14 protein-coding genes are annotated in these 21,095 nt (G+C 69.0%); 9 read left to right on the top strand and 5 right to left on the bottom strand.

Features of this window, described 5'->3' with window-relative positions:
- Positions 1-6: 6 nt before the first annotated feature.
- Positions 7-3,621, bottom strand: a complete 3,615-nt coding sequence (locus tag AC1IQ6_RS02245) for an indolepyruvate ferredoxin oxidoreductase family protein (protein ID WP_485865739.1) — start codon at positions 3,619-3,621, stop codon at positions 7-9.
- 93 nt (positions 3,622-3,714) lie between these two features.
- Between AC1IQ6_RS02245 and mutY the strand changes: the two genes are divergently transcribed.
- Positions 3,715-4,788 carry an A/G-specific adenine glycosylase gene (mutY, locus tag AC1IQ6_RS02240; RefSeq protein ID WP_485865738.1) on the top strand — a complete coding sequence of 358 codons (1,074 nt, stop codon included), beginning with the start codon at positions 3,715-3,717 and terminating at the stop codon, positions 4,786-4,788.
- Positions 4,789-4,943: 155 nt separating this feature from the next.
- Here the strand turns inward: mutY and AC1IQ6_RS02235 are convergent, their stop codons facing one another.
- Positions 4,944-5,774 (bottom strand): helix-turn-helix transcriptional regulator, encoded by an 831-nt coding sequence (locus AC1IQ6_RS02235; RefSeq protein ID WP_485865737.1) that lies wholly within the window; start codon positions 5,772-5,774, stop codon positions 4,944-4,946.
- An 82-nt stretch (positions 5,775-5,856) separates the two neighbouring features.
- On the opposite strand from AC1IQ6_RS02235, the gene AC1IQ6_RS02230 reads away from it, so the two are divergent.
- Together AC1IQ6_RS02230 and iaaH are read left to right on the top strand one after the other, a co-directional pair.
- Positions 5,857-6,627, top strand: a complete 771-nt coding sequence (locus AC1IQ6_RS02230; protein ID WP_111826050.1) for a class I SAM-dependent methyltransferase — start codon at positions 5,857-5,859, stop codon at positions 6,625-6,627.
- Between the two features lie 92 nt (positions 6,628-6,719).
- Positions 6,720-8,171 (top strand): indoleacetamide hydrolase, encoded by a 1,452-nt coding sequence (gene iaaH / locus AC1IQ6_RS02225; RefSeq protein WP_485865736.1) that lies wholly within the window; start codon positions 6,720-6,722, stop codon positions 8,169-8,171.
- Between the two features lie 19 nt (positions 8,172-8,190).
- Here the strand turns inward: iaaH and metH are convergent, their stop codons facing one another.
- Positions 8,191-11,964: a methionine synthase gene (gene metH, locus AC1IQ6_RS02220; RefSeq protein WP_102773299.1), complete on the bottom strand. Its 3,774-nt coding sequence runs from the start codon at positions 11,962-11,964 to the stop codon at positions 8,191-8,193.
- 394 nt (positions 11,965-12,358) lie between these two features.
- Between metH and AC1IQ6_RS02215 the strand changes: the two genes are divergently transcribed.
- The 6 genes from AC1IQ6_RS02215 to AC1IQ6_RS02190 all read left to right on the top strand — a co-directional run bounded on the left by AC1IQ6_RS02215 (position 12,359) and on the right by AC1IQ6_RS02190 (position 19,285).
- Complete coding sequence (locus tag AC1IQ6_RS02215) at positions 12,359-14,404, top strand: TonB-dependent receptor (protein WP_485865735.1); 2,046 nt, start codon at positions 12,359-12,361, stop codon at positions 14,402-14,404.
- Positions 14,405-14,436: 32 nt separating this feature from the next.
- Positions 14,437-15,336, top strand: a complete 900-nt coding sequence (locus AC1IQ6_RS02210) for a cobalamin-binding protein (RefSeq protein WP_485865734.1) — start codon at positions 14,437-14,439, stop codon at positions 15,334-15,336.
- A gap of 136 nt (positions 15,337-15,472) precedes the next feature.
- Positions 15,473-16,273, top strand: a complete 801-nt coding sequence (locus AC1IQ6_RS02205) for a thiazole synthase (protein ID WP_102773296.1) — start codon at positions 15,473-15,475, stop codon at positions 16,271-16,273.
- On the top strand, positions 16,270-17,091 hold the full coding sequence (gene thiD, locus AC1IQ6_RS02200) for a bifunctional hydroxymethylpyrimidine kinase/phosphomethylpyrimidine kinase (protein WP_102773295.1): 822 nt from the start codon (positions 16,270-16,272) through the stop codon (positions 17,089-17,091). Before AC1IQ6_RS02205 ends, thiD begins: the two co-directional genes overlap by 4 nt.
- Before the next feature lie 101 nt (positions 17,092-17,192).
- The gene (locus AC1IQ6_RS02195) at positions 17,193-17,873 is read left to right on the top strand and encodes a protein-L-isoaspartate O-methyltransferase family protein (RefSeq protein WP_102773534.1); all 681 of its coding nucleotides are present in this window, start codon (positions 17,193-17,195) and stop codon (positions 17,871-17,873) included.
- 80 nt (positions 17,874-17,953) lie between these two features.
- On the top strand, positions 17,954-19,285 hold the full coding sequence (locus AC1IQ6_RS02190) for a TolC family outer membrane protein (protein WP_485865733.1): 1,332 nt from the start codon (positions 17,954-17,956) through the stop codon (positions 19,283-19,285).
- Positions 19,286-19,587: 302 nt separating this feature from the next.
- Here AC1IQ6_RS02190 and rfaE2 read toward each other — a convergent pair whose 3' ends face one another.
- A complete protein-coding gene (gene rfaE2, locus AC1IQ6_RS02185; RefSeq protein ID WP_102773293.1) occupies positions 19,588-20,085 on the bottom strand; it encodes a D-glycero-beta-D-manno-heptose 1-phosphate adenylyltransferase in 498 nt (165 codons plus the stop codon).
- 28 nt (positions 20,086-20,113) lie between these two features.
- Positions 20,114-20,989, bottom strand: coding sequence for a ferritin family protein (locus tag AC1IQ6_RS02180; protein ID WP_102773292.1), 876 nt, complete (start codon positions 20,987-20,989; stop codon positions 20,114-20,116).
- Positions 20,990-21,095: the final 106 nt, after the last annotated feature.

Raw genomic sequence — 21,095 nt, 5'->3', positions numbered from 1 at the left:
ACGGGCTCAGGCCACCCGCGTGCCGCCGATGGGCACCACGGTGGCGCTGAACTCCTTCAGCAAGGCCTCCCTGCGGGCCGCGGCTTTCTCGGCCGCGGCCTCTTTCACGTGGCCGTAGCCGCGGATCTCCAGCGGCAGGCTGGCCAGCGCCACGGCGCGATCCAGGTTGCCGCGATTGAGCTTGCCCAGGATGGCGGTCAGCGTCTCGCGGTATTCGCGGATCAGCTCGCGTTCGGCGCGGCGCTCGGCGGTGTAGCCGAACGGATCGAACCGGGTCCCGCGCAGCCGGCGCATCGCGGCCAGCAGGCGGAACACCCGCAACATGCCGGGGCCGTAGCTGCGCTTGATCAGATGCCCGGCCGCGTCGCGCCGCGCGAACAGCGGCGGCGCCAGGTGAAAGCGCAGCTTCCAGCCGCCTTCGAACTGCTCGCCCACGCGCTTGAGGAATTCGCCGTCCGTGTACAGCCGCGCCACTTCGTACTCGTCCTTGTAGGCCATGAGCTTGAAATAGCCGCGCGCCACCGCCAGCGCCAGCCGGTTGGTGCCGGTGGCCTCGCGCTCGGCGTGCGCCACCTTGTCCACCAGATCCGTGTACTGCCGGGCGTAGGCCGCGTGCTGGTAGTCGGTCAGGAAGGCCTTGCGCACCGCCACCAGCCGCTCCAGTTCGTCGGCGGGTTTTTTCAGTTCCACCACGGGGCTGGCCTTGCGTGGGCGCTTCAGTTCGATGATGCCTTCGGGCAGCGCCGGGCGCGCGCCGCCTTCGGCCAGCAGGCGGTTCACGCCCGCCGGATCGCGCGCCGCGCGCCGGCCCCAGGCGAAGGCCGCGATATTGTTCGGCACCTGCTGGCCGTTGAGTTCGATGGCCCGCAGCAGCGCTTCCCGCGACAGCGGTATCCAGCCCTTCTGGTAGGCGTAGCCCATCATCAACGGATTGGCGTAGATGGCGTCGCCCAGCAGGCCCACGGCCAGCGCGGCGGCGTCCACGCGGTCGAGGTTGTCCTTGCCGCAGGCGGCCTGCAGGTCGGCGGTGAGGTTGGCGCCCGGCAGCGTCCAGTCGGGATTGGCGACGAAGGCCGCGGTGGGCGCGGTGTCGCCGTTGAGCAGCACCCGCGTGCGCCCCGGCGCCAGCCGCGCCATGGATTCCATGCTGGTGGCCACCACCAGGTCGCCGGCCAGCAGCAGGTCGGCCTCGCCCATCGCGACCCGCGTGTTGAGCAGATCGTCCGGCGTGCGCGCCAGCACCACGTGCGAATACACCGCGCCGCCCTTTTGCGCCAGGCCGGCCATGTCCAGCACCGAACAGCCCTTGCCCTCGATATGGGCCGCCATGCCCAGCAGCTGGCCGATGGTGACCACGCCGGTGCCGCCCACGCCGGCGATGAACACGCCGTATGGCCGATCGAGCGCATGCGCGGCGGGCGGCGCGATGCCGGCGTCGATATCGCCGTCCTGCGCCAGCGCCTGCGGCCGCTTCAGCCGGCCGCCCTCCACCGTCACGAAGCTGGGACAAAAGCCCTTCAGACAGGAAAAATCCTTGTTGCAGCTGGACTGGTTGATCCGGCGCTTGCGGCCGAACTCGGTTTCCAGCGGCTCCACCGACAGGCAGTGCGACTGCTGCGAACAGTCGCCGCAGCCTTCGCACACGCGCTCGTTGATGACGACGCGGCGCGCCGGGTCGGGATAGGCGTTGCGCTTGCGGCGGCGGCGCTTCTCGGTGGCGCAGGTCTGGTCGTAGATCAGCACCGACACGCCGGGATACTCGCGCAGCTCGCGCATCACGGCGTCCAGCTCGTCGCGGTGGCGCACCGGCGCGCCCGGCGCCAGGCCCTGCATGCCGCGATACTTGTCCGTGTCGTCCGTGACGATCACGATTTTCTCGATGCCCTCGGCCGCCACCTGGCGGCTGATCATGGGCACGCTGAGCGGGCCGTCGACAGGCTGCCCGCCGGTCATGGCCACGGCGTCGTTGAACAGGATCTTGTAGGTGATGGGCGCCTTGGCCGCCACCGCCGCGCGTATCGCCAGCAGGCCGGAATGGAAATACGTGCCGTCGCCCAGGTTGGCGAACACGTGCTTTTCTTCGGTGAACGGCGCCTGGCCCACCCAGGGCACGCCCTCGCCGCCCATCTGCGTGAACACATCGGTGCTGCGGCCCATCCATCTGACCATGTAGTGGCAGCCTATGCCCGCCATCCCGCGCGAGCCTTCCGGCAGGCGGGTCGAGGTGTTGTGCGGACAGCCCGAACAGAACCAGGGCTTGCGCTCCTCGACCACGCGCGGGCGCGCCAGCGCCTGCTCGCGCTCGGCGATGAAGGCCAGGCGCGCCTCGATGCCGGCGCGCACGTCCGCCGGCAGGTCGAAGCGCAGCAGGCGCGAGGCGATGGCGCGCGCGACCATGGCGGGCGAGAACTCGTAATGCGCCGGCAGCAGCCAGTTGCCCTGCGGCACCGACCATTCGCCGCCGTCCTTGTCGTCGAACTTGCCCACCACGCGCGGAATCTTCTTGCCGCTGCCGAGCCAGCTGAACAGCTCTTCCTTCAGCTGGTACTCCAGCACCTGGCGCTTTTCCTCGATCACCAGGATCTCGTCCAGGCCTTCGGCGAAACGCTGCGTACCGGTGGATTCCAGCGGCCACACCATGCCCACCTTGAAGAGCCGCAGACCGATACGCCGGCACGCGTCTTCGGTCAGGCCCAGGTCGGACAGCGCCTGGCGCGTGTCCAGGTAGGCCTTGCCCGAGGTCATGATGCCGAAGCGCGCGTCGCGCTGCGGCACCTCCCAGAGTTCGCGGTTCAGGCCGTTGGCGCGCGCATAGGCCAGCGCGGCATAGAGCTTGTAGTCCAGCAGGCGCGCCTCCTGCTGCAGCGGCGTGTCGCCCAGCCGGATGTTCAGGCCGTCGGCCGGCAGCCGGAAATCCTCGGGCAGCCTGATCCGCACGCGCTGCGGATCGACGTCCACCGAGGCCGAGACCTCGACGATGTCGGTGATGCATTTCATGCCCACCCACACGCCAGCGTAGCGGCTCATCGCCCAGCCGTGCAGGCCGTAGTCCAGCACCTCCTGGACGCTGGCCGGAAACAGCACCGGAATCATGCAGGCCTTGAGGATATGGTCGCTCTGGTGCGGCAGCGTCGAGGACTTGGCCGGGTGGTCGTCGCCCGCCACCACCAGCACGCCGCCGTGGCGCGCGGTGCCGGCCGCGTTGGCGTGCTTGAACACGTCGCCGCAGCGATCCACGCCGGGGCCCTTGCCGTACCACATGCCGAAGACGCCGTCGTATTTTGCGCCGGGAAACAGGTTGACCTGCTGCGAGCCCCATACGGCGGTGGCCGCCAGGTCTTCGTTGACGCCGGGCTGGAATTCGATGTGGCGGGCCTTCAGGTGCGCGGCCGCCTTCCACATGTTCTGGTCCACCCCGCCCAGCGGCGAGCCGCGGTAGCCGGACACGAAGCCCGCCGTGTTCAGCCCCGCCTGCTGGTCGCGCATGCGCTGCATCATGGGCAGGCGCACCAGGGCATGGATACCGCTCATCCAGGCACGCCCGGACTCCAGGATGTACTTGTCGTCCAACTGGACCGATTCAAGCGCCGCGCGCAGGTCAGGCGAAACAGGGGCATTCATGTCCACTCCGTGAGCAGTGAAGTCCGGCATTCCCTTCCCGGTTGTAACCGCTCCCCCCACCCCCGGCAATAGGGCGATGCGATAATTGCCGCCATGGACTTCGCCTCACGTATCGTCGCCTGGCAACGCCGGCATGGCCGCCACGATCTGCCCTGGCAGAACACGCGCGACCCTTATCGCATCTGGCTGTCAGAGATCATGCTGCAGCAGACCCAGGTCGCCACCGTGATCCCGTATTACGACCGCTTCCTGCAGCGCTTTCCGGACGTGGCGGCGCTGGCCGGGGCCGCCCAGGAAGACGTGATGCCTTACTGGGCCGGGCTGGGTTATTACGCCCGCGCCCGCAACCTGCATCGCTGCGCGCAGGAAATCGTGCGCGACTGGAACGGCCGCTTTCCGCCCACCGCCGAAGGCATCGCCACGCTGCCGGGCATCGGCCGCTCCACCGCCGCGGCGATCGCGGCGTTCGCCTACGGCGAGCGCTCGCCCATCCTGGACGGCAACGTCAAGCGCGTATTCACCCGCCACTTCGGCATCGCCGGCGATCCGGCGCGGCGCGAAATCGAGCAGCGCCTGTGGGCGCTGGCCGAGGCCCAGGTCGAGGCCGCGCCCGACCTGGACATGGCCGCCTACACGCAAGGACTGATGGACCTGGGCGCCACGCTCTGCACCCGCGGCAAGCCGGCCTGCGACAAGTGTCCGGTGGCCGACAGCTGCGTGGCCCGGCGCGAAGGCCGCCAGGCCGAACTGCCCACGCCCAAGGCGCGCAAGGCCATTCCCGAACGCGAGACCTGTATGCTGGTGCTGCGCCACCAGGGCGCATTCCTGCTGCAGCAGCGGCCCGAGCCGGGCATCTGGGGCGGGCTGTGGAGCCTGCCCGAATTCGACGCCGCGCAAGACCCCGACAGCGCCTCGCGCGCGCTGGGCCTGGAGCCGGAAGAACGCTTCGAGCTGGCGGCGTTCGCCCATACGTTCACGCACTACCGCCTGCATATCAAGCCGTGGCTGGTGCCGGTGCGCGCGGCCGGCATCCGCGAAGACGCCGCCCCGCAACGCTGGGTGCCCGCGGATCAGCTGGCCACGGTGGCCTTGCCGGCGCCGGTGAAGAAGCTGTTGCTGGGGCTGGTGGAGGCGGGGATGCAGGAGGGGTTGTTCAGGGATGGGTAGCGCGGTCCAGATGGGTTACGCGCGCTTGATGTCTGGGTTCTTGTGCAAAAAATCTCGCGCTGCACCCATCCTACGCATGGGGACCCTGGCAAGTAGGATGGGTGCAGCGCGAGACTCCCGAGACAAGAACCCGAATATCAAGCGCGCGAAACCCATCAGGCAATATCAGCCGCCCCTCCCCCCAGCAACATCACCAGCTTCAGGTCCGGGTGCGTGGCCAGGCGGAACGTGATCTGCTGGTAGGCCAGCTTGCCGCGCCGCGGGTGCTGGAATTCGCGCAGCCCCCCTTCGCGCTCGACCACCGCGTGGCGCGTCCACCAGTGCGCGAACACCGGGCTTTGCCGGCCCAGTTCGTCCAGCAGCCCCAGCACCACCGGCTCGTCCAGGTGCGCGCCCGCGTCGGCGCGGAATTCGGCCACCACGCGCCGGGCGCGCTGGTCCCAGTCCACTACCAGTTCGCGCGCGGCCGGGTCCAGGAAGATGTAGCGCAGCAGGTTGGGTTCGGCGTCGCGCCGCGGCCAGTCGTCGAACAGGTCGCGCAGCGGCTCGTTGTAGGCCAGCACGTTCCAGGCGCGGTCCAGCACATAGGCCGGCGCGTTGATGGCGTTGACGCATTCCTGCAAAGGCCCGGGCACGCCGCCGTCGTCGCGCGCGTGCTGGGGGTCGGCGCAGTCGGCCAGGTCGAACAGGTAGGCGCGCTCGGCGCGCGCCAGCTGCAGCACGCCGGCGATGCGCGACCAGACCGAGGGCGATACCGAGACCTCCCGGCCCTGCTCGATCCAGGTGTACCAGGTCACGCTGATGCCGCACAGCTGGGCGACCTCTTCGCGCCGCAGGCCGGGCGTGCGGCGGCGCATGCCTTCGGGCAGGCCGGCCATCTGCGGCGTGATACGCGAGCGGGCGCTGCGCACGAACTCGCCCAGCGCCTGGCGGCGCACGCGGGAACCTTCATGGCCGGCGGTTCCGGCCTGGGGGGAAGTAGTCATACCAGGATCAGCAATGGACTTGTACGTGTATGGGAGCGCGCCTATCTTAGCGCCTGCACCCCGTTTCCCACCAAGGACGCCCATGACCGCCAGCACGCACGACGCCGCCGTCGACCGCCAGTTCAGCCCCCGCGCCGCCGCCTACCTCACCAGCGCCGTTCACGCCCAGGGCGAGGACCTGCTGCAGATGGCCGAGATCGCCGCCCGCCACCCCGGCGCCCGCCTGCTGGACCTGGGCTGCGGCGGCGGCCACGTGAGCTTTCACGTCGCGCCGCGGGTCGCCCACGTCACCGCCTACGACCTGTCGCAGCAGATGCTGGACGTGGTCGCCGGCGAAGCCGCCAAACGCGGGCTGGCCAATCTCGCCACCTGTCAGGGCAAGGCCGAGCATCTGCCCTTCGGCGACGGCGAGTTCGATCTGGTGATGTCGCGCTATTCCACCCACCACTGGCAGGACGCCGGACGCGGCCTGCGCGAGGCGCTGCGCGTGCTCAAGCCCGGCGGCACCGCCGTGTTCGCCGACGTGGTCTCGCCGGGCGAGCCGCTGCTCGACACCTGGCTGCAGACCATCGAGGTGCTGCGCGACACTTCGCACGTGCGCGATTACTCGGTGGCCGAGTGGACCCGCATGCTGACCGAAGCCGGCTTCACGCTGCAGGGCCTGACGCCGCGCCGCCTGCCGCTGGAATTCCAGTCCTGGGTGGCGCGCATGCGCACGCCGGACACGCTGGTGGCGGCGCTGCGCCACATGTTCGGCATCGCGCCGGACGTGGTGCGCACGCACTACGAGGTGCAGGAAGACGGGTCTTTCACCAGCGACACCGCCACCATCGTGGTGAAGAAACCGGGCTGAAGCGGGGCCGGCCGCGCGGCGGACTCGACAGCCGCCGCGCCGACCTTGTATAGATACGGATGACCTTTCAATCCGTGCCGCAAGGAAGCCCCATGACCGACTCCTCCAGACAGCCCTCGCCCGACCTGACCGTTGCGCAGGCCGCGGCGCTGATCCGCCAGGGCGCCCTGACCAGCGTGGCGCTGACCCAGTCCTGCCTGGACCGCACCGCCGCCCGCCAGGACCTGAACGCTTTCATCACCGTGGACCGCGAAGGCGCGCTGGCCCAGGCCGCGGCCCGCGACGCGGCGCGCGCCCGGGCTGGCCGGAGCGCCGGCCCGCTGGACGGGGTGCCCATCGCCATCAAGGACAACATCCACGTCGCCGGCCTGCCCAATACGGCGGGCACGCCCGCGCTCAAGGATTTCCGCCCGGCCGAGGACGCGCCGGTGGTGCGCCGGCTGCGCGAGGCCGGCGCGGTGATCGTCGGCAAGACGCACATGCACGAGCTGGCGTTCGGGGTCTCGGGCTACAACCCCGCGTTTCCCGGCGCGCACGGCGCGGGCACGCGCAACGCCTACGACGCCGGCCGCATCGCCGGCGGTTCGTCCTCGGGCAGCGGCGCGGCGGTCGGCGCGCGCCTGGCGCCGGCGGCCCTGGGCACCGACACCGGGGCCTCGGTGCGGCTGCCGGCCGCGCTCAACGGCGCCGTCGGGTTCCGGCCCACGGTGGGACGCTACGACGGCGCCGGCATCACGCCGATCTCGCACACCCGCGATACGCCGGGGTCTATCGCCAACAGCATGGAAGACGTGGCGCTGCTGGACGCGGTGCTGGCCGGCGACGACCGGCCGCTGGCCGCGCCGCCCGCCGCCGGGCTGCGGCTGGGCCTGTGCGCGTATTTCTGGAAAGACCTGGAGCCGCCGGTGCGGGCGGTCATGGACGCCGCCCTGGCCCGGCTGCGCGCCGCCGGCGCGCAGCTGGTGGAGCTGGACATGCCGGGCCTGCAGGAAAGCAACGCCGCGGTCGGCATGCCGGTGTGCCTGTACGAACAGAAAACGGACCTGGCGGACTACCTGCGGCGCTATGGCACGGGCCTGAGCATGGAGCAGGTGGTGGCGCAGATCGCCAGCCCCGACGTCAAGGCCATCTTCGACGGCCTGGTCATGCCCGGCGTGCTGCCCACGCCCGCCGGCGAGATGCTGCCGCTGCAGCCGCTGTACGAACGCGCCATGGCCGTGCACCGCGGCGAACTCATCGAGGTCTACCGCCGCGCGTTCCAGCAGCACGCGCTGGACGCGCTGCTGTTTCCGACTTCGCCCGTGCTGCCCATGGCCGCCACGCCCGAGGCCAGCAGCCTGGAGAACTTCAGCCGGCTGGCGCGCAACGTGGACCCCGGCAGCAACGCCGGCCTGCCCGGACTGAGCGTGCCGGCGGGCCTGTCGGCGCAGGGCCTGCCGGTGGGGCTGGAGATCGACGGGCTGCCGGGCGAGGATCGCAAGATATTGGCGATCGGGATGACGCTGGAGGCGGTGTTGGGAAGGCTGGCGGGGCCTGCGCGCTGACCGCGCCGCCCCCAAACCCTCACCCCAGGTTCGGCGCCAGCGTCCGTTTCAGGTCTTCGATGCTGCGCCCGCTGCGCGCCGCGTAATCCTGCAACTGGTCCTCGCCGATCACGCCCACGTTGAAGTACTGCGACTGCGGGTGGCTGAAGTAGAAGCCAGACACGCTGGAGGCCGGATACATGGCGTAGCTGTCGGTCAGCGTCATGCCGATGTCGGCGCCGTCGAGCACGCGGAACAGGTCGGTCTTGACCACGTGCTCCGGGCAGGCGGGGTAGCCGGGCGCGGGTCGGATGCCCACGTATTTCTCGGCGATCATGTCCTCGTTGGTCAGGGCCTCGTCGGGCGCGTAGCCCCACAGGTCCTGGCGCACGCGGGCGTGCAGACATTCGGCGAAGGCTTCGGCCAGGCGGTCGGCCAGGGACTTCAGCATGATGCTGGAGTAGTCGTCCAGCGCCTTCTCGAATTCGGCTTCCTTCTTCTCGATGCCCAGGCCGGCGGTCACGGCGAACATGCCGATGTAGTCGAGCTTGCCGCTGGACCTGGGCGCGATGAAGTCCGACAGCGACTTGTTGCTCACGCCCTCGCGCTTGGCGCCCTGCTGGCGCAGGTTGCGGTAGGTGAACAGCACTTCGCTGCGGGTTTCGTCCTTGTAGACCTCGATGTCCTCGTCGTTGACGCTGTTGGCCGGGTAGAAGCCGACCACGCCGTTGGCGGTCAGCCAGCGGCCTTCGACGATGCGCTTCATCATGGCCTGGCCGTCGGCGTAGACCTTGCGCGCCTGCTCGCCCACGACCTTGTCGTCCAGGATCGCCGGGAACGGGCCGAACAGGCTCCAGGTCTGGAAGAACGGGCCCCAGTCCACGTACTTCGCGATCTCGGCCAGGTCGTAGCTCTTGAAGCTGCGCCGGCCGATGAATTTCGGACGCGGCGGCGTGTAGGCGTCCCAGTCGATCTGCGGGCGCGAGGCGCGCGCCTCGGCCAGCGGCAGGATGGGCGTGGCCTTGCGGTTGGCGTGGCGGCGGCGCACGTCTTCGTATTCCTGGGCCAGCTCGGCCAGGTAGGCTTCCGACTGGTCGGACATCAGGCTGGTGGCCACGCCGACCGAGCGGCTGGCGTCCGGCACGTAGATGACCGGGCCTTCGTAGTTGGGCGCGATCTTCACGGCGGTATGCACGCGGCTGGTGGTGGCCCCGCCTATCATCAGCGGGATCTTGCGGCTGCGGAAGTATTCGTCGCGCTGCATTTCCGAGGCGACGTAGGCCATTTCCTCGAGGCTGGGCGTGATCAGGCCGGACAGGCCGACGATGTCGGCGTTTTCTTCCTTGGCCTTCTCCAGGATCTGCGCGCAGGGCACCATCACGCCCATGTTCACGACCTCGAAGTTATTGCATTGCAGGACCACCGACACGATGTTCTTGCCGATGTCGTGCACGTCGCCCTTGACGGTGGCGATGACGATCTTGCCCTTGGCGCGCACGTCGCCGCCGGCCGCCGCGATCTGGCGCTTTTCTTCCTCGATGAAGGGAATCAGGTGCGCCACGGCCTGCTTCATGACGCGGGCCGACTTGACCACCTGCGGCAGGAACATCTTGCCCGCGCCGAACAGGTCGCCCACGACGTTCATGCCGTCCATCAGCGGGCCCTCGATCACTTCGATCGGACGGCCGCCGCGCGCGGCGATCTTCTGGCGCACTTCTTCCGTGTCTTCCACGATGAAGGCCGTGATGCCGTGCACCAGCGCGTGCGACAGGCGCTGCTCGACCTCCGCATTGCGCCAGCTCAGGTCCTCTTCCTTCTTGGCCCCGGCGCCCTTGACGCTATCGGCGAACTGCACCAGGCGCTCGGTGGGCGTGCGCTCGTCGTCGGCCTCGGTCTTGCCCACGGGCTCGGGCCGGTCCAGGATCACGTCCTCGACCAGGTCGCGCAGCTTGGGCTCCAGGTCCGCGTACACGCCGAGCTGGCCGGCGTTGACGATGCCCATGGTCATGCCTTCGCGCACCGCGTAGTACAGGAACACGGTGTGGATGGCCTCGCGCATGGGCTCGTTGCCGCGGAACGAGAAGCTCACGTTGGACACGCCGCCCGAAATGCGGGCGTGCGGCAGGTTCTCGCGGATCCAGCGCGTGCCTTCGATGAAGTCCATCGCGTAATGGTTGTGCTCGTCGATGCCGGTGGCGACGGCGAACACGTTCGGATCGAAAATGATGTCCTCGGGCGGGAAGCCCTCTTCCTCGACCAGGATCTTGTAGGCGCGGCCGCAGATTTCCTTGCGCCGTTCCAGCGTGTCGGCCTGGCCCTGCTCGTCGAAGGCCATCACCACCACCGCGGCGCCGTAGCGCCGGCACAGGCGCGCGTGCTCGCGGAAGCTGTCCAGGCCTTCCTTCATGGATATCGAGTTCACCACCGGCTTGCCCTGCACGCACTTCAGGCCGGCCTCGATGACTTCCCACTTGGAGCTGTCGATCATGATCGGCACGCGCGCGATGTCCGGCTCGGAGGCGATCAGGTTCAGGAAGCGGTGCATGCAGGCCACCGAATCCAGCATGGCCTCGTCCATGTTGATGTCGATGATCTGCGCGCCGTTCTCGACCTGCTGGCGGGCCACCGCCAGCGCCTCGTCGTATTTCTCTTCGCGGATCAGGCGGGCGAACATCTTGCTGCCCGTGACGTTGGTGCGCTCGCCGACGTTGACGAACAGCGTCTCTTCGTCGATGTTCAAGGGTTCCAGGCCCGACAGGCGCGTCTTGACCGGGATGTCGGGCACGGCGCGCGGCGTCAGCGCGGCGACCTTCCCGGCGATGGCGCGGATGTGGTCAGGCGTGGTGCCGCAACAGCCGCCGGACATGTTCACCAGCCCGGCGCGCGCGAACTCCTCCAGCAGCGCCGAGGTGTCGGCCGGGGTTTCGTCGAAGCCGGTCTCGGCCATGGGGTTGGGCAGGCCGGCGTTGGGATAGACGCAGACGTAGGTGTCGCAGATCTTGGACAGCTCGGCCACGTAGGGCCGCATCAGCGCCGCGCCCAGCGCGCAGTTCAGGCCGATGGTGATGGGCCGCGCGTGGCGCACCGAGTTCCAGAAGGCCTCCACGGTCTGGCCCGACAGAATGCGCCCGGAGGCGTCGGTCACCGTGCCGGAGATCATCACGGGCAGGCGGATGCCGCGCTCCTCGAACACCTGCTCGGTGGCGTAGATGGCCGCCTTGGCGTTGAGGGTGTCGAAAATGGTTTCGATCAGGACGATGTCGATGCCGCCGTCGAGCAGCCCGTTGAGCTGTTCGACATAGGCGGTGCGCAGCTCGTCGAAGGTGACGTTGCGCGCGCCCGGATCGTTCACGTCGGGCGAGATCGAGGCGGTCTTGGGCTGCGGACCCAGCGCGCCGGCCACGAAACGCGGCTTGTCCGGCGTGCTGTAGGCGTCACAGGCCGCGCGCGCCAGTTTTGCCGATTCCAGGTTCAGCTCATAGGCCAGGCCCGGCAGGTCGTAGTCGCCCTGGGCGATGGAGGTGGCGCCGAAGGTGTTGGTCTCGATGACGTCGGCCCCGGCCTCCAGGTACTGGCGGTGGATCTCGGCGATCACGTCGGGGCGCACCAGCGACAGCAGTTCGTTGTCGCCCTTGAGGTCCTTGCCGTGGTCCTTGAAGCGCTCGCCGCGGAAATCCGCTTCGCCCAGCTTGTAGCGCTGGATCATGGTGCCCATGGCGCCATCCAGGATCAGGATGCGCTGGCCCAGCAGGCGGGCGAAATCGCCGCCCTGGGTATAGGCTTCGGGCGGGTATGGCAGGCGGGGATACGACACGGGCAGGTCCGGATGGAGTGGGTGGCGACGACGGCGCGGTGTGGCTAAAAAGCGAAAAACGCCGAAAAAACAAGTCTTGATCGTAACAAAATGGGCTGGCCCGCGCCCGCCGGTGATACAGTTTCCGCCCCGAACCGGTGCTTTCGGCGCAATGCGCCTGCAGGAACGCAACACTTGCAGGCCGCGTGCGAAAGGTAAACGGGAAACAGGAAGATGTCCGCAGGACGGCAGGCCCAGGCCCGCCCCCGGCTCCAGCCTGTGCTGCCCCCGCAACGGTCCCCATGCGCGCGCCGCGCCATGGCAGCCCGATACCGGCCTGTTCGCCAGTCAGGACGTTTCCGTCCTCCCATCGTGCATGGCCTGCGGGGTCGCGGGCCGTATCGAGGTTACGTAGATGAAAGCCCGCTCCATCCGGCGTTACGCCGGCGCCCTGCTCTGTTCCGCTCCGGCCATCGCCGCCGCCCAGCAAACCGACGCCTCCGCCCCCGAACTCGACCCGGTCACCGTCACCGCCCAGCGCGTGCCGACCGACGGCCGCACGCTGCCGGTGTCGATCTCGGTCATCAGCGCCCGCGACATCGAGGCCAGCAGCGCCCGCACCATGCAGGACCTGCTGTCGACGCAGGCGGGCATCCATCTGCTCAACACCACGGGATCGAGCGACAACGCGATCGTGGACCTGCGCGGCTTCGGCATCACCGGCGCCAGCAACACCCTGATCCTGATCGACGGGGTCAAGCAGAACACCAACGACCTGTCCGCGCCCAGCCTGGGCGTGGTGCCGCTGGACCAGGTCGAGCGCATCGAGATCGTGCGCGGCAGCGGCTCGGTCCAGTACGGCGGCGGCACCACCGGCGGCGTGATCAACATCATCACCCGCAAGGACTTCGCCGCGGAGCCGGTGACGGCCCGCGCCACCGCCACCCTCGGCAGCTACGGCCTGCGCCAGTACGACGCCGCCGTGGCCCTGAACAACGAGAAGGTCGGCGTCGACGCCTATATGCAGTCGCTGCACACCGACGGCTACCGCGACCATAGCGGCGAGCGCCGCGAAGGCGGCGGCGGCGGCATCACGCTGCGCCACGACGGCGGTTCGCTGCGCCTGTACGGACGCACCACCAGCCAGAAGCTGGAGCTGCCCGGCCCGCGCACCATCAACCCGACCACCGGCGTCAACGAATACCAGGACGACCGCCGCGGCGCCAAGAACGACGTCGACTACGTCGACACCACGACCACCACCTTCGGCCTGCAGGCCGAGCAGCGGATCGGCGCCGGCACGCTGTACGCCGACCTGTCGACCCGCGAAAAGAAGCTCGACGGCCTGACCTACGACGGCTTCGGCGACATCCTGCGCGACCAGAAGCTGGAAGAGAACATCGCCAGCGTGCGCTACCAGCTGCCGATCTCGGGCGGCCACAGCCTGGTCTTCGGCGCCGACGCGCAGGAAGCCAAGACCACGGCCAACCAGAACGCCTACTACGACTTCGAACCGTCGAAGTGGCGATCCCGCCAGCACCAGTACGGCCTGTTCGCCGAAGGCCAGATCCGCGCCACCGACAGCACCTACGTGACCGCCGGCGTGCGCCGCCAGTACGCGTCCGACGACCTGGACGTGATCAGCGGCACCGGCACGGCCTCCGACCGCAGCAACCACCTCACCGCCTGGCAGCTGGGCGTGCGCCAGGACCTGGCCGCCGGCTTCGGCGTCTACGGCAAGATCGGCCGCAGCTTCCGCCTGCCCAACGCCGACGAACTGCTGTCGGTGCAAAGCCCGCTGGCGGCGCAGACCTCGACGGACAAGGAAATCGGCATCACCTGGCAGGACGCCCGCAGCAGCGCCCGCCTGTCGTACTTCCGTTCCGACCTGACCAACGAAATCCAGTACAACCCGCTGGCCGACGGCATCTGGAGCCCCGGCACCGGCGCCAACACCAACCTGGACCCGACCCGGCGCCAGGGCGTCGAACTGGAAGGCCATACCGCGCTGACCAGCAGCCTGGCACTGGACGCCAACGTGACCTGGATGGAAGCGCAATTCCGCTCCGGCACCTACGCCGGCGTGGACCTGTCCGGCAAGACCGTGCCGCTGGCCCCGAAGTGGCTGGCCAACGCCGGCGTCACCTGGCGCCCGACCGACGCCTTCCTGTGGAACGTGACCGCGCAATACGTGGGCAAGTCGCGCATGGACAACGACCAGGCCAACCAGTTCGGCAAGCAGCTCGACGCCTACGTGCTGTTCAATACCAAGCTGGCGTATAAATTCACCCGCAACATCGAAGGCGCCATCGGCGTGAACAACATCTTCGACCGCGAATACGCCACCTACGGCATCCGCGGCGGCAACGCCTCGTTCGAGATGCTGGGCCCGGTCGCCAACTACAGCCTGTACCCCGCCCCGGGCCGCAACTTCTACGCGTCGCTCACGCTGCGCTACTGAGGCCGGCTCCCGGCAACCACCGAGGCCCTGGCATGACAGCAAAGCGCGTCCGCATCGCCGCAGGCCTGGCGCTGATCCTGGCGCTGGGCGCCGCGCCCGTCCTGGCGCGGGGCGGCGCGCCGATCCAGGTCACCGACGACCGCGGCCGCGAAGTGGCGTTGTCCGCGCCGGCGCGGCGCGCCGTCACGCTGGCCCCGCACGCCACCGAGCTGGTCTACGCGGCGGGCGCGGGCGACTACATCGCCGCCACCATCCGCGGCAGCGACTATCCGCCAGCCGCCCGCGCGCTGCCGGTGATCGGCGACGGCACCCAACCCGATCCCGAACGGGTGGCGGCCGCCCGCCCCGACCTGCTGATCGCCTGGCAGACGGCCGCCGCCGAGCCGCTGGCGCGGGTCATGGACAAGCTGGGCGTGCCGGTCTTCTACAGCGATCCGCAGCGCCTGGACGCCATCCCCGGCGCGGTCGAGCGCATGGGCGTGCTGTTCGGCACCGAAGCCCGCGCGCGGCCGGCCGCCGACGCGCTGCGCGCGCGGCTCGACGCCCTGAAGGCGCGCTACGCCGGGCGCCGGCCGGTGCGCGTGTTCGTGCAGGCCGGCCTGGAACCGATCTACACCCTGAACGACGCCAGCATCGTCAGCGACGCGCTGCGCGCCTGCGGCGGCGTCAACGTCTTCGGCCAGGCGCCCGTGGTAGCCCCGCAGGTCACGCTGGAAAGCGTGCTGGCGGCCCGGCCCGAGGCCGTGCTGGCCGGCGTCGCCGGGCCGCAGGACACCGCGCGCAATCTCGCCGCCTGGCAGACGCTGGGCCTGCCCGCCGCCCGCCAGGGCCACGTCTACGGCATCGACGCCGACGCGCTGTACCGCCCCGGCCCGCGCCTGCTGGACGCCGCCGAAACCCTGTGCGCCGACCTGGACCGGCTGCGCCGCTGAGCGGGCCGCGCCGCGATCGCCAAATAGTGGAACGGCGGCGCGCCGCCGGCGGGCGCTTCGTGCTTTATCATTCGGCAACGATATGCCAGTCCCCGCGGGCCCCGCATCGTGCGCGCCCGCTCTTTGAAGCTCCGCCATGACCACTCAAGACACTCTCACCATCGCCGGCCGCGCCTATTCGTCGCGCCTGCTCGTCGGCACCGGCAAATACAAAGACTTCGAACAGACCCGCGCGGCGCTGGACGCCAGCGGCACCGAGATCGTCACGGTCGCGATCCGCCGCACCAACATCGGCCAGAACGCCGGCGAACCGAACCTGCTGGACTACGTCCCGCCCTCGAAATTCACGCTGCTGCCCAACACCGCCGGCTGCTACAGCGCCGACGACGCCGTGCGCACGCTGCGCCTGGCGCGCGAGCTGCTCGACGGCCACGACCTGGTCAAGCTGGAAGTGCTGGGCGACCCGCACACCCTGTTCCCCAACATGCCGGAAACCCTCAAGGCCACCAAGACGCTGGTCGACGAAGGCTTCAAGGTCATGGTGTATTGCACCGACGACCCGATCCAGTGCCGCATGCTGGAAGACCTGGGCGCCGTGGCGGTGATGCCGCTGGCCTCGCTGATCGGCTCGGGCATGGGCATCCTGAACCCCTGGAACCTGCGCCTCATCATCGAACAGGCCCGCGTGCCCATCGTGGTGGACGCCGGCGTGGGCACCGCCTCGGACGCCGCCATCGCCATGGAACTGGGCTGCGACGCCGTGCTCATGAACACCGCCATCGCCGGCGCGCGCGACCCGATCCTGATGGCCAGCGCCATGAAAAAGGGCGTGGAAGCCGGCCGCGAAGCCTTCCTGGCCGGCCGCATGCCCAAGAAGCTGTACAGCGGCGCGCCCAGCTCGCCCACCGAAGGCCTGATCACCGGCGGCGCCAAATGAGCACCCGCCCCATCCCCAACGCGCTGACCATCGCCGGGGTCGATCCCTCCGGCGGCGCCGGCATCCTGGCCGACGTCAAGGCCATGAGCGCGCTGGGCGCCTATGGCTGCTCGGTCATCGCGGCCCTGACCGCCCAGAACACCCGCGGCGTCAGCGGCATTTCGGCGGTGCCGCCGGCCTTCGTGGGCCAGCAGATCGACACGCTGTTCGAGGACGTGCGCATCGACGCGGTCAAGATCGGCATGCTGGGCCAGCAGCCGGTGATCCAGGTCGTGGCCGAGAAGCTCGCCAAATGGACGCCGGCGCACGTGGTGCTGGACCCGGTCATGGTGGCCAAGAGCGGCGACCTGCTGCTCGAACGCGACGCCGTGGGCGCCATGCGCGAGGCGCTGCTGCCGCAGGCCACCCTGCTCACGCCCAACCTGCCCGAGGCCGGCGTGCTGCTCGAAGAGCGCCCGGTCGAGACGGTCAAGGAAATGCGCCGCGTGGCCGAAAGGCTGCGCAACAAGCTGGCGTATGCCGGCGAGCGCTGGGTGCTGGTCAAGGGCGGCCACCTGCCGGGCGACGACACCATCGACCTGCTGCATGACGGCGACCGCATGATCGAGCTGCCCGGCCACCGCATCGCCACGGCCAACACCCACGGCACCGGCTGCACGCTGTCGGCGGCGCTGGCGGCGCTGCTGCCGCAAACCGGGGACGTACCAGAGGCCGCCCGGCGCGCCAAGGCCTACCTGACCGAGGCCATCCGCCACGCGGAGCGCCTGTCGGTGGGTTCCGGCCACGGGCCGGTGCACCACTTCCACGCCTGGTGGTAGGCGCGGGCGCGGGCTGAAACCGTCCCCGGGGGGCCGGGGCGTCACAGTACGCTACGAATCGGTACAATGGTCTGTTGATTCCTCTGTTTTTTCTGACCGTCATGAACGCTTCGACCCTGCCCGACGTAGAACAAGCCCGCTTCAACATGGTGGAACAGCAGATCCGCCCGTGGGACGTTCTGGACGCCAACGTGCTGCAAGCGCTGTTCGACGTGCGCCGCGAACAATTCGTTCCGCCGGCCCTGCGCGCGATGGCGTTTTCCGACCTGGAACTGCCGCTAGAGATCAACGCGGTCAACACGCGCCAGACCATGCTCGCGCCCAAGGTGGAAGCGCGCCTGGCCCAGGAGCTGCAGCTGACCAAGTCCGACTGCGTGCTGGAAATCGGCACCGGCTCCGGCTACCAGGCCGCCCTGCTGGGCTACCTGGCGCAGCAGGTCACCTCGGTCGAGATCGACAGCCGCCTGGTGACCTTCGCGCAGCAGAACCTGCAGATGAACAACGTCACCAACGTCAAGGTCGAAACCGGCGACGCCCGCAACGGCTGGGGCTCCACCGAATACGACGCCATCCTCGTCACCGGCTCCGTGCCGACCGTGCCGGACGCCCTGAAGTACCAGCTGCGCGTCGGCGGCCGCCTGGTCGTCGTGGTGGGCCAGGCGCCCATCATGACCGCCTGTCGCATCACCCGCACCACCGCGGCCAGCTTCGAAACGGTGAACCTGTTCGAAACGGTCATCAAGCCGCTGCGCGGCGTCACGGTCTCCCAGTTCAAGTTCTAAATCCCGACCCCGCCGCCCGGCGCCCCCACGACGGCGGGACGGGCGGCTTTCCGCGCGGCCCTGCTCATCACTGAAAGATCATGCGCGTCCGATTGCTTACGGCTTTACTGGTATTTACCTGCGCCGCAAGCGTCGGCCCTTCGCTGGCGCGCGCCCAGAACCTGATGCAGGTCTGGCAGGCGGCGCTGGGCAATGACCCGATCTACGGCGCGGCGCGCGCCAACTACCGCGCCGGCCTGGAGAAAGAGCCGCAGGCGCGCTCCCTGCTGCTGCCCCTGATTTCCGCCGAGGCCGGCGGCGCCTACCAGGAAACCCGCAGCACCCGCGGCCTGGGCGTGGCCTACAGCGGCGGGCGCGGCGTATGGGACCTGTCCCTGACCCAGCCCCTGTTCGACTGGGGCCGCTGGCAGAACTACGAACAATCCAAGCTCATCGTCGCCGACGTCGAGGTGCAGTTGCAGCAGGCCTACCAGGACCTGCTGCTGCGCGTGGCCGACGCCTACTTCAACGTGCTCTACGCCCAGGACACGCTGACGGCCACCGAGGCCGAAAAAGCCGCCGTCGCCGGGCAGCTGGAATCGGCCAAGCGCAATTTCGAGCTGGGCAACGCCACCATCACCGACACCTACGAGGCCCAGGCCCGCTACGATCTGGTCGTGGCCCAGGAACTGCGCCTGCAGAACGACCTGGAAGTGCGGCGCGAGGAACTGGCCAAGATCATCGGCACCGCCCCGGGCGCGCTGGCCGAACTGCCCTACGGCGTGCAGCTGCCGGCCCCGCAGCCGGCCCGCATGAACGAGTGGAGCAACCAGGCCGAGGCCTCCAGCCTGGAAGTCCTGCGCGCCCAGCTGCTGACCCGCATCGCCGGACGCGAGATCCAGATCGCCAAGAGCGGCCACTATCCCACCCTGAACCTGCGCGCCACCAGCGGCAGCGCCAGCGACGCCGTCATGCGCAACGCCGCGCCCGGCAAGCCCATCGACAACACCGTCGGCGTGGTGCTGTCGATTCCGCTTTACTCGGGCGGCGGGGTTTCCTCGCAGGTGACCGAGAAAGTGCAGCTGGAACAGAAGGCGCGCCACGACTACGAGGCGGCGCGCCGCCAGGCCGTGCAGGCCGCGCGCCAGTACTACACCGGCGTCACCAGCGGCCTGGCGCGCATCGAGGCCCTGGAGGCCGGCGAGAAATCCAGCCGCGCCGCCGTCGAGGCCAACCGCACCGGCTACGAGGTCGGCGTGCGCATCAACCTGGACGTGCTCAACGCCCAGCAGCAGCTCTACGCCACCCAGCGCGACCTGGCGCTGGCCCGCTACAGCACGGTGCTGTCCAGCCTGCGCCTGAAAGCCGTCAGCGGCATCCTGGGCGAGGCCGACCTGGAAGCGATCAACCGGTTGCTGAGGGATGCGCGGTGATGGGTCCGCGGGGCTGTCGATGGTGGTTCGATGGCGGTTCGATGGCGGTTCGTAGGATGGGTGCAGCGCGAGAAGCTTGACGCAAGAACCCAAGCGCGGAGCGCGCGGAACCCATCAGCCGGCGGCAGCCGGCATTTTTTTTGGTGAAAAGAACTGGCCTCTTGCCACGAAAAGCGGCGGCTGGCGCCGCCTGATGGGTTTCGCGCGCTTGATACCTGGGATTTTGCGTCGGGGTTCTCGCGCTGCACCCATCCTACGACTGCGCGACGCTCAATGAAAGGAATGGGGCCGGGACCCGCCGCTTACCGCTGAACCTCGGCCGCGATCTTGCGCACCAGCGCGGTCGTCGAGCGCTCGAATTCGAACGGGATCGCCACGGCGCGGCCGCCCCAGGTCTTGACCAGGGCGGTCTCGGGCAGCGTTTCCATGTCGTAGTCGCCGCCCTTGACGATCAGGTCGGGCTTGAGCTGCGCGATCAGGGCTTCGGGCGTGTCTTCGTGGAAGGAGGTGACCAGCGTCACGCAGCCCAGCGCGGCCAGCAGCGCGGCGCGGTCTTCCATGCGGTTGAGCGGGCGCTCGGCGCCCTTGCCCAGGCGGCGCACCGACTCGTCGGTGTTGACCGCCACCACCAGCGTCGCGCCCAGCTGGGCGGCCTGGTCGAGGTAGGTTGCATGGCCCCGGTGCAGAATGTCGAACACGCCGTTGGTGAACACCAGCGGCCGCGGATAGCGGCCGGCGGCGATGGCGGCGACGCAGGCGTCGCGGGACAGGACCTTGGATTCGAAACGGGCGGCTGGCATGCGGCGATTGTACAGCCGCCCCCCGGCCTCAGACGGGCTGGATGATCTGCTTTTCCTTGGGCACGACCAGGGCCGCCATTTCCTTGCGGTAGCGGTTCAGGTCCTTGACCGTCTCGAAGCTGCGGTCCATCAGCTTGGAGAGGATATGCAGGATGCGGGTGGCGACCTTCTGTTCCCACACGCCGTCGAAGCGGATCTGCGAGTCCAGCCAGTGTTCGAGCCAGCCCGGCTCGGGCAGGCGCGACTGCACCGTGTCGTTGGGGAACAGATCCTTGTTCACGTGCAGGTTGGTCGGGTGCAGCGCCTGCTGCGTGCGGCCGGCCGAGGCCATCAACACGCCGATCTTGGAGAACGCCAGGCGCGCCTGTTCGCTGGTGCTCTGGCCGCGGTCGTGCAGCGCGCGGCGCATGTATTGCAGGTAGGCGCCCGCGTGGCGGGCCTCGTCCTGGGCCACGGTCTTGTAGATGGCCTTGATGACCGGCTCGGTGTGCCATTCGGCGGCGCGGCGATACCAGTGGTTCAGGCGGACCTCGCCGCAGAAATGCAGCATCAGGGTTTCGAGTTCGGGGGCCCGGTCGAATTCGAAGCGCACGTTGTGCAGTTCTTCCTCGGTGGGCACCAGGTCGGGACGGAAGCGGCGCAGGTATTCGATCAGCACCAGGGAGTGCTTCTGCTCTTCGAAGAACCAGACCGACATGAAGGCGCAGAAGTCGCTGTCGCCGCGGTTGTCGCGCAGGAACATCTCGGTGGCCGGCAGCGCGGCCCATTCCGTGATGGCGTTCATCTTGATGGTGTGCGCCTGCTCGTCCGACAGCTTGCTGCGATCGAAGTCGCCCCAGGGGATGTCATGCGCCATGTTCCAGCGCACGGCTTCCATGGTCTTGAAGAGTTCAGGATAAAGCATGTTCTGCCCTTGTATTGATCCCGCTGATGGGGCTATGAAAATTGATGAATGGCACGCACCGCGCGGCACGCACTGCGGTCTTGCGCCGCAGTGCTATTTTTCGCCG

This window comes from Achromobacter sp. MUI-25009338 (assembly GCF_057359325.1).
Note: the sequence above shows the minus strand (reverse complement) of the source record. Positions and strands in the feature narration are given on the sequence as shown.

Excerpts from the sequence above, each read along its gene's own strand:
- AC1IQ6_RS02245 (WP_485865739.1), bottom strand. The coding sequence starts at position 3,621 with ATGAATGCCCCTGTTTCGCCTGACCTGCGCGCGGCGCTTGAATCGGTC.
- mutY (WP_485865738.1), top strand. The coding sequence starts at position 3,715 with ATGGACTTCGCCTCACGTATCGTCGCCTGGCAACGCCGGCATGGCCGC.
- AC1IQ6_RS02235 (WP_485865737.1), bottom strand. The coding sequence starts at position 5,774 with ATGACTACTTCCCCCCAGGCCGGAACCGCCGGCCATGAAGGTTCCCGC.
- AC1IQ6_RS02230 (WP_111826050.1), top strand. The coding sequence starts at position 5,857 with ATGACCGCCAGCACGCACGACGCCGCCGTCGACCGCCAGTTCAGCCCC.
- iaaH (WP_485865736.1), top strand. The coding sequence starts at position 6,720 with ATGACCGACTCCTCCAGACAGCCCTCGCCCGACCTGACCGTTGCGCAG.
- AC1IQ6_RS02215 (WP_485865735.1), top strand. The coding sequence starts at position 12,359 with ATGAAAGCCCGCTCCATCCGGCGTTACGCCGGCGCCCTGCTCTGTTCC.
- AC1IQ6_RS02210 (WP_485865734.1), top strand. The coding sequence starts at position 14,437 with ATGACAGCAAAGCGCGTCCGCATCGCCGCAGGCCTGGCGCTGATCCTG.
- AC1IQ6_RS02205 (WP_102773296.1), top strand. The coding sequence starts at position 15,473 with ATGACCACTCAAGACACTCTCACCATCGCCGGCCGCGCCTATTCGTCG.
- thiD (WP_102773295.1), top strand. The coding sequence starts at position 16,270 with ATGAGCACCCGCCCCATCCCCAACGCGCTGACCATCGCCGGGGTCGAT.
- AC1IQ6_RS02195 (WP_102773534.1), top strand. The coding sequence starts at position 17,193 with ATGAACGCTTCGACCCTGCCCGACGTAGAACAAGCCCGCTTCAACATG.
- AC1IQ6_RS02190 (WP_485865733.1), top strand. The coding sequence starts at position 17,954 with ATGCGCGTCCGATTGCTTACGGCTTTACTGGTATTTACCTGCGCCGCA.
- rfaE2 (WP_102773293.1), bottom strand. The coding sequence starts at position 20,085 with ATGCCAGCCGCCCGTTTCGAATCCAAGGTCCTGTCCCGCGACGCCTGC.
- AC1IQ6_RS02180 (WP_102773292.1), bottom strand. The coding sequence starts at position 20,989 with ATGCTTTATCCTGAACTCTTCAAGACCATGGAAGCCGTGCGCTGGAAC.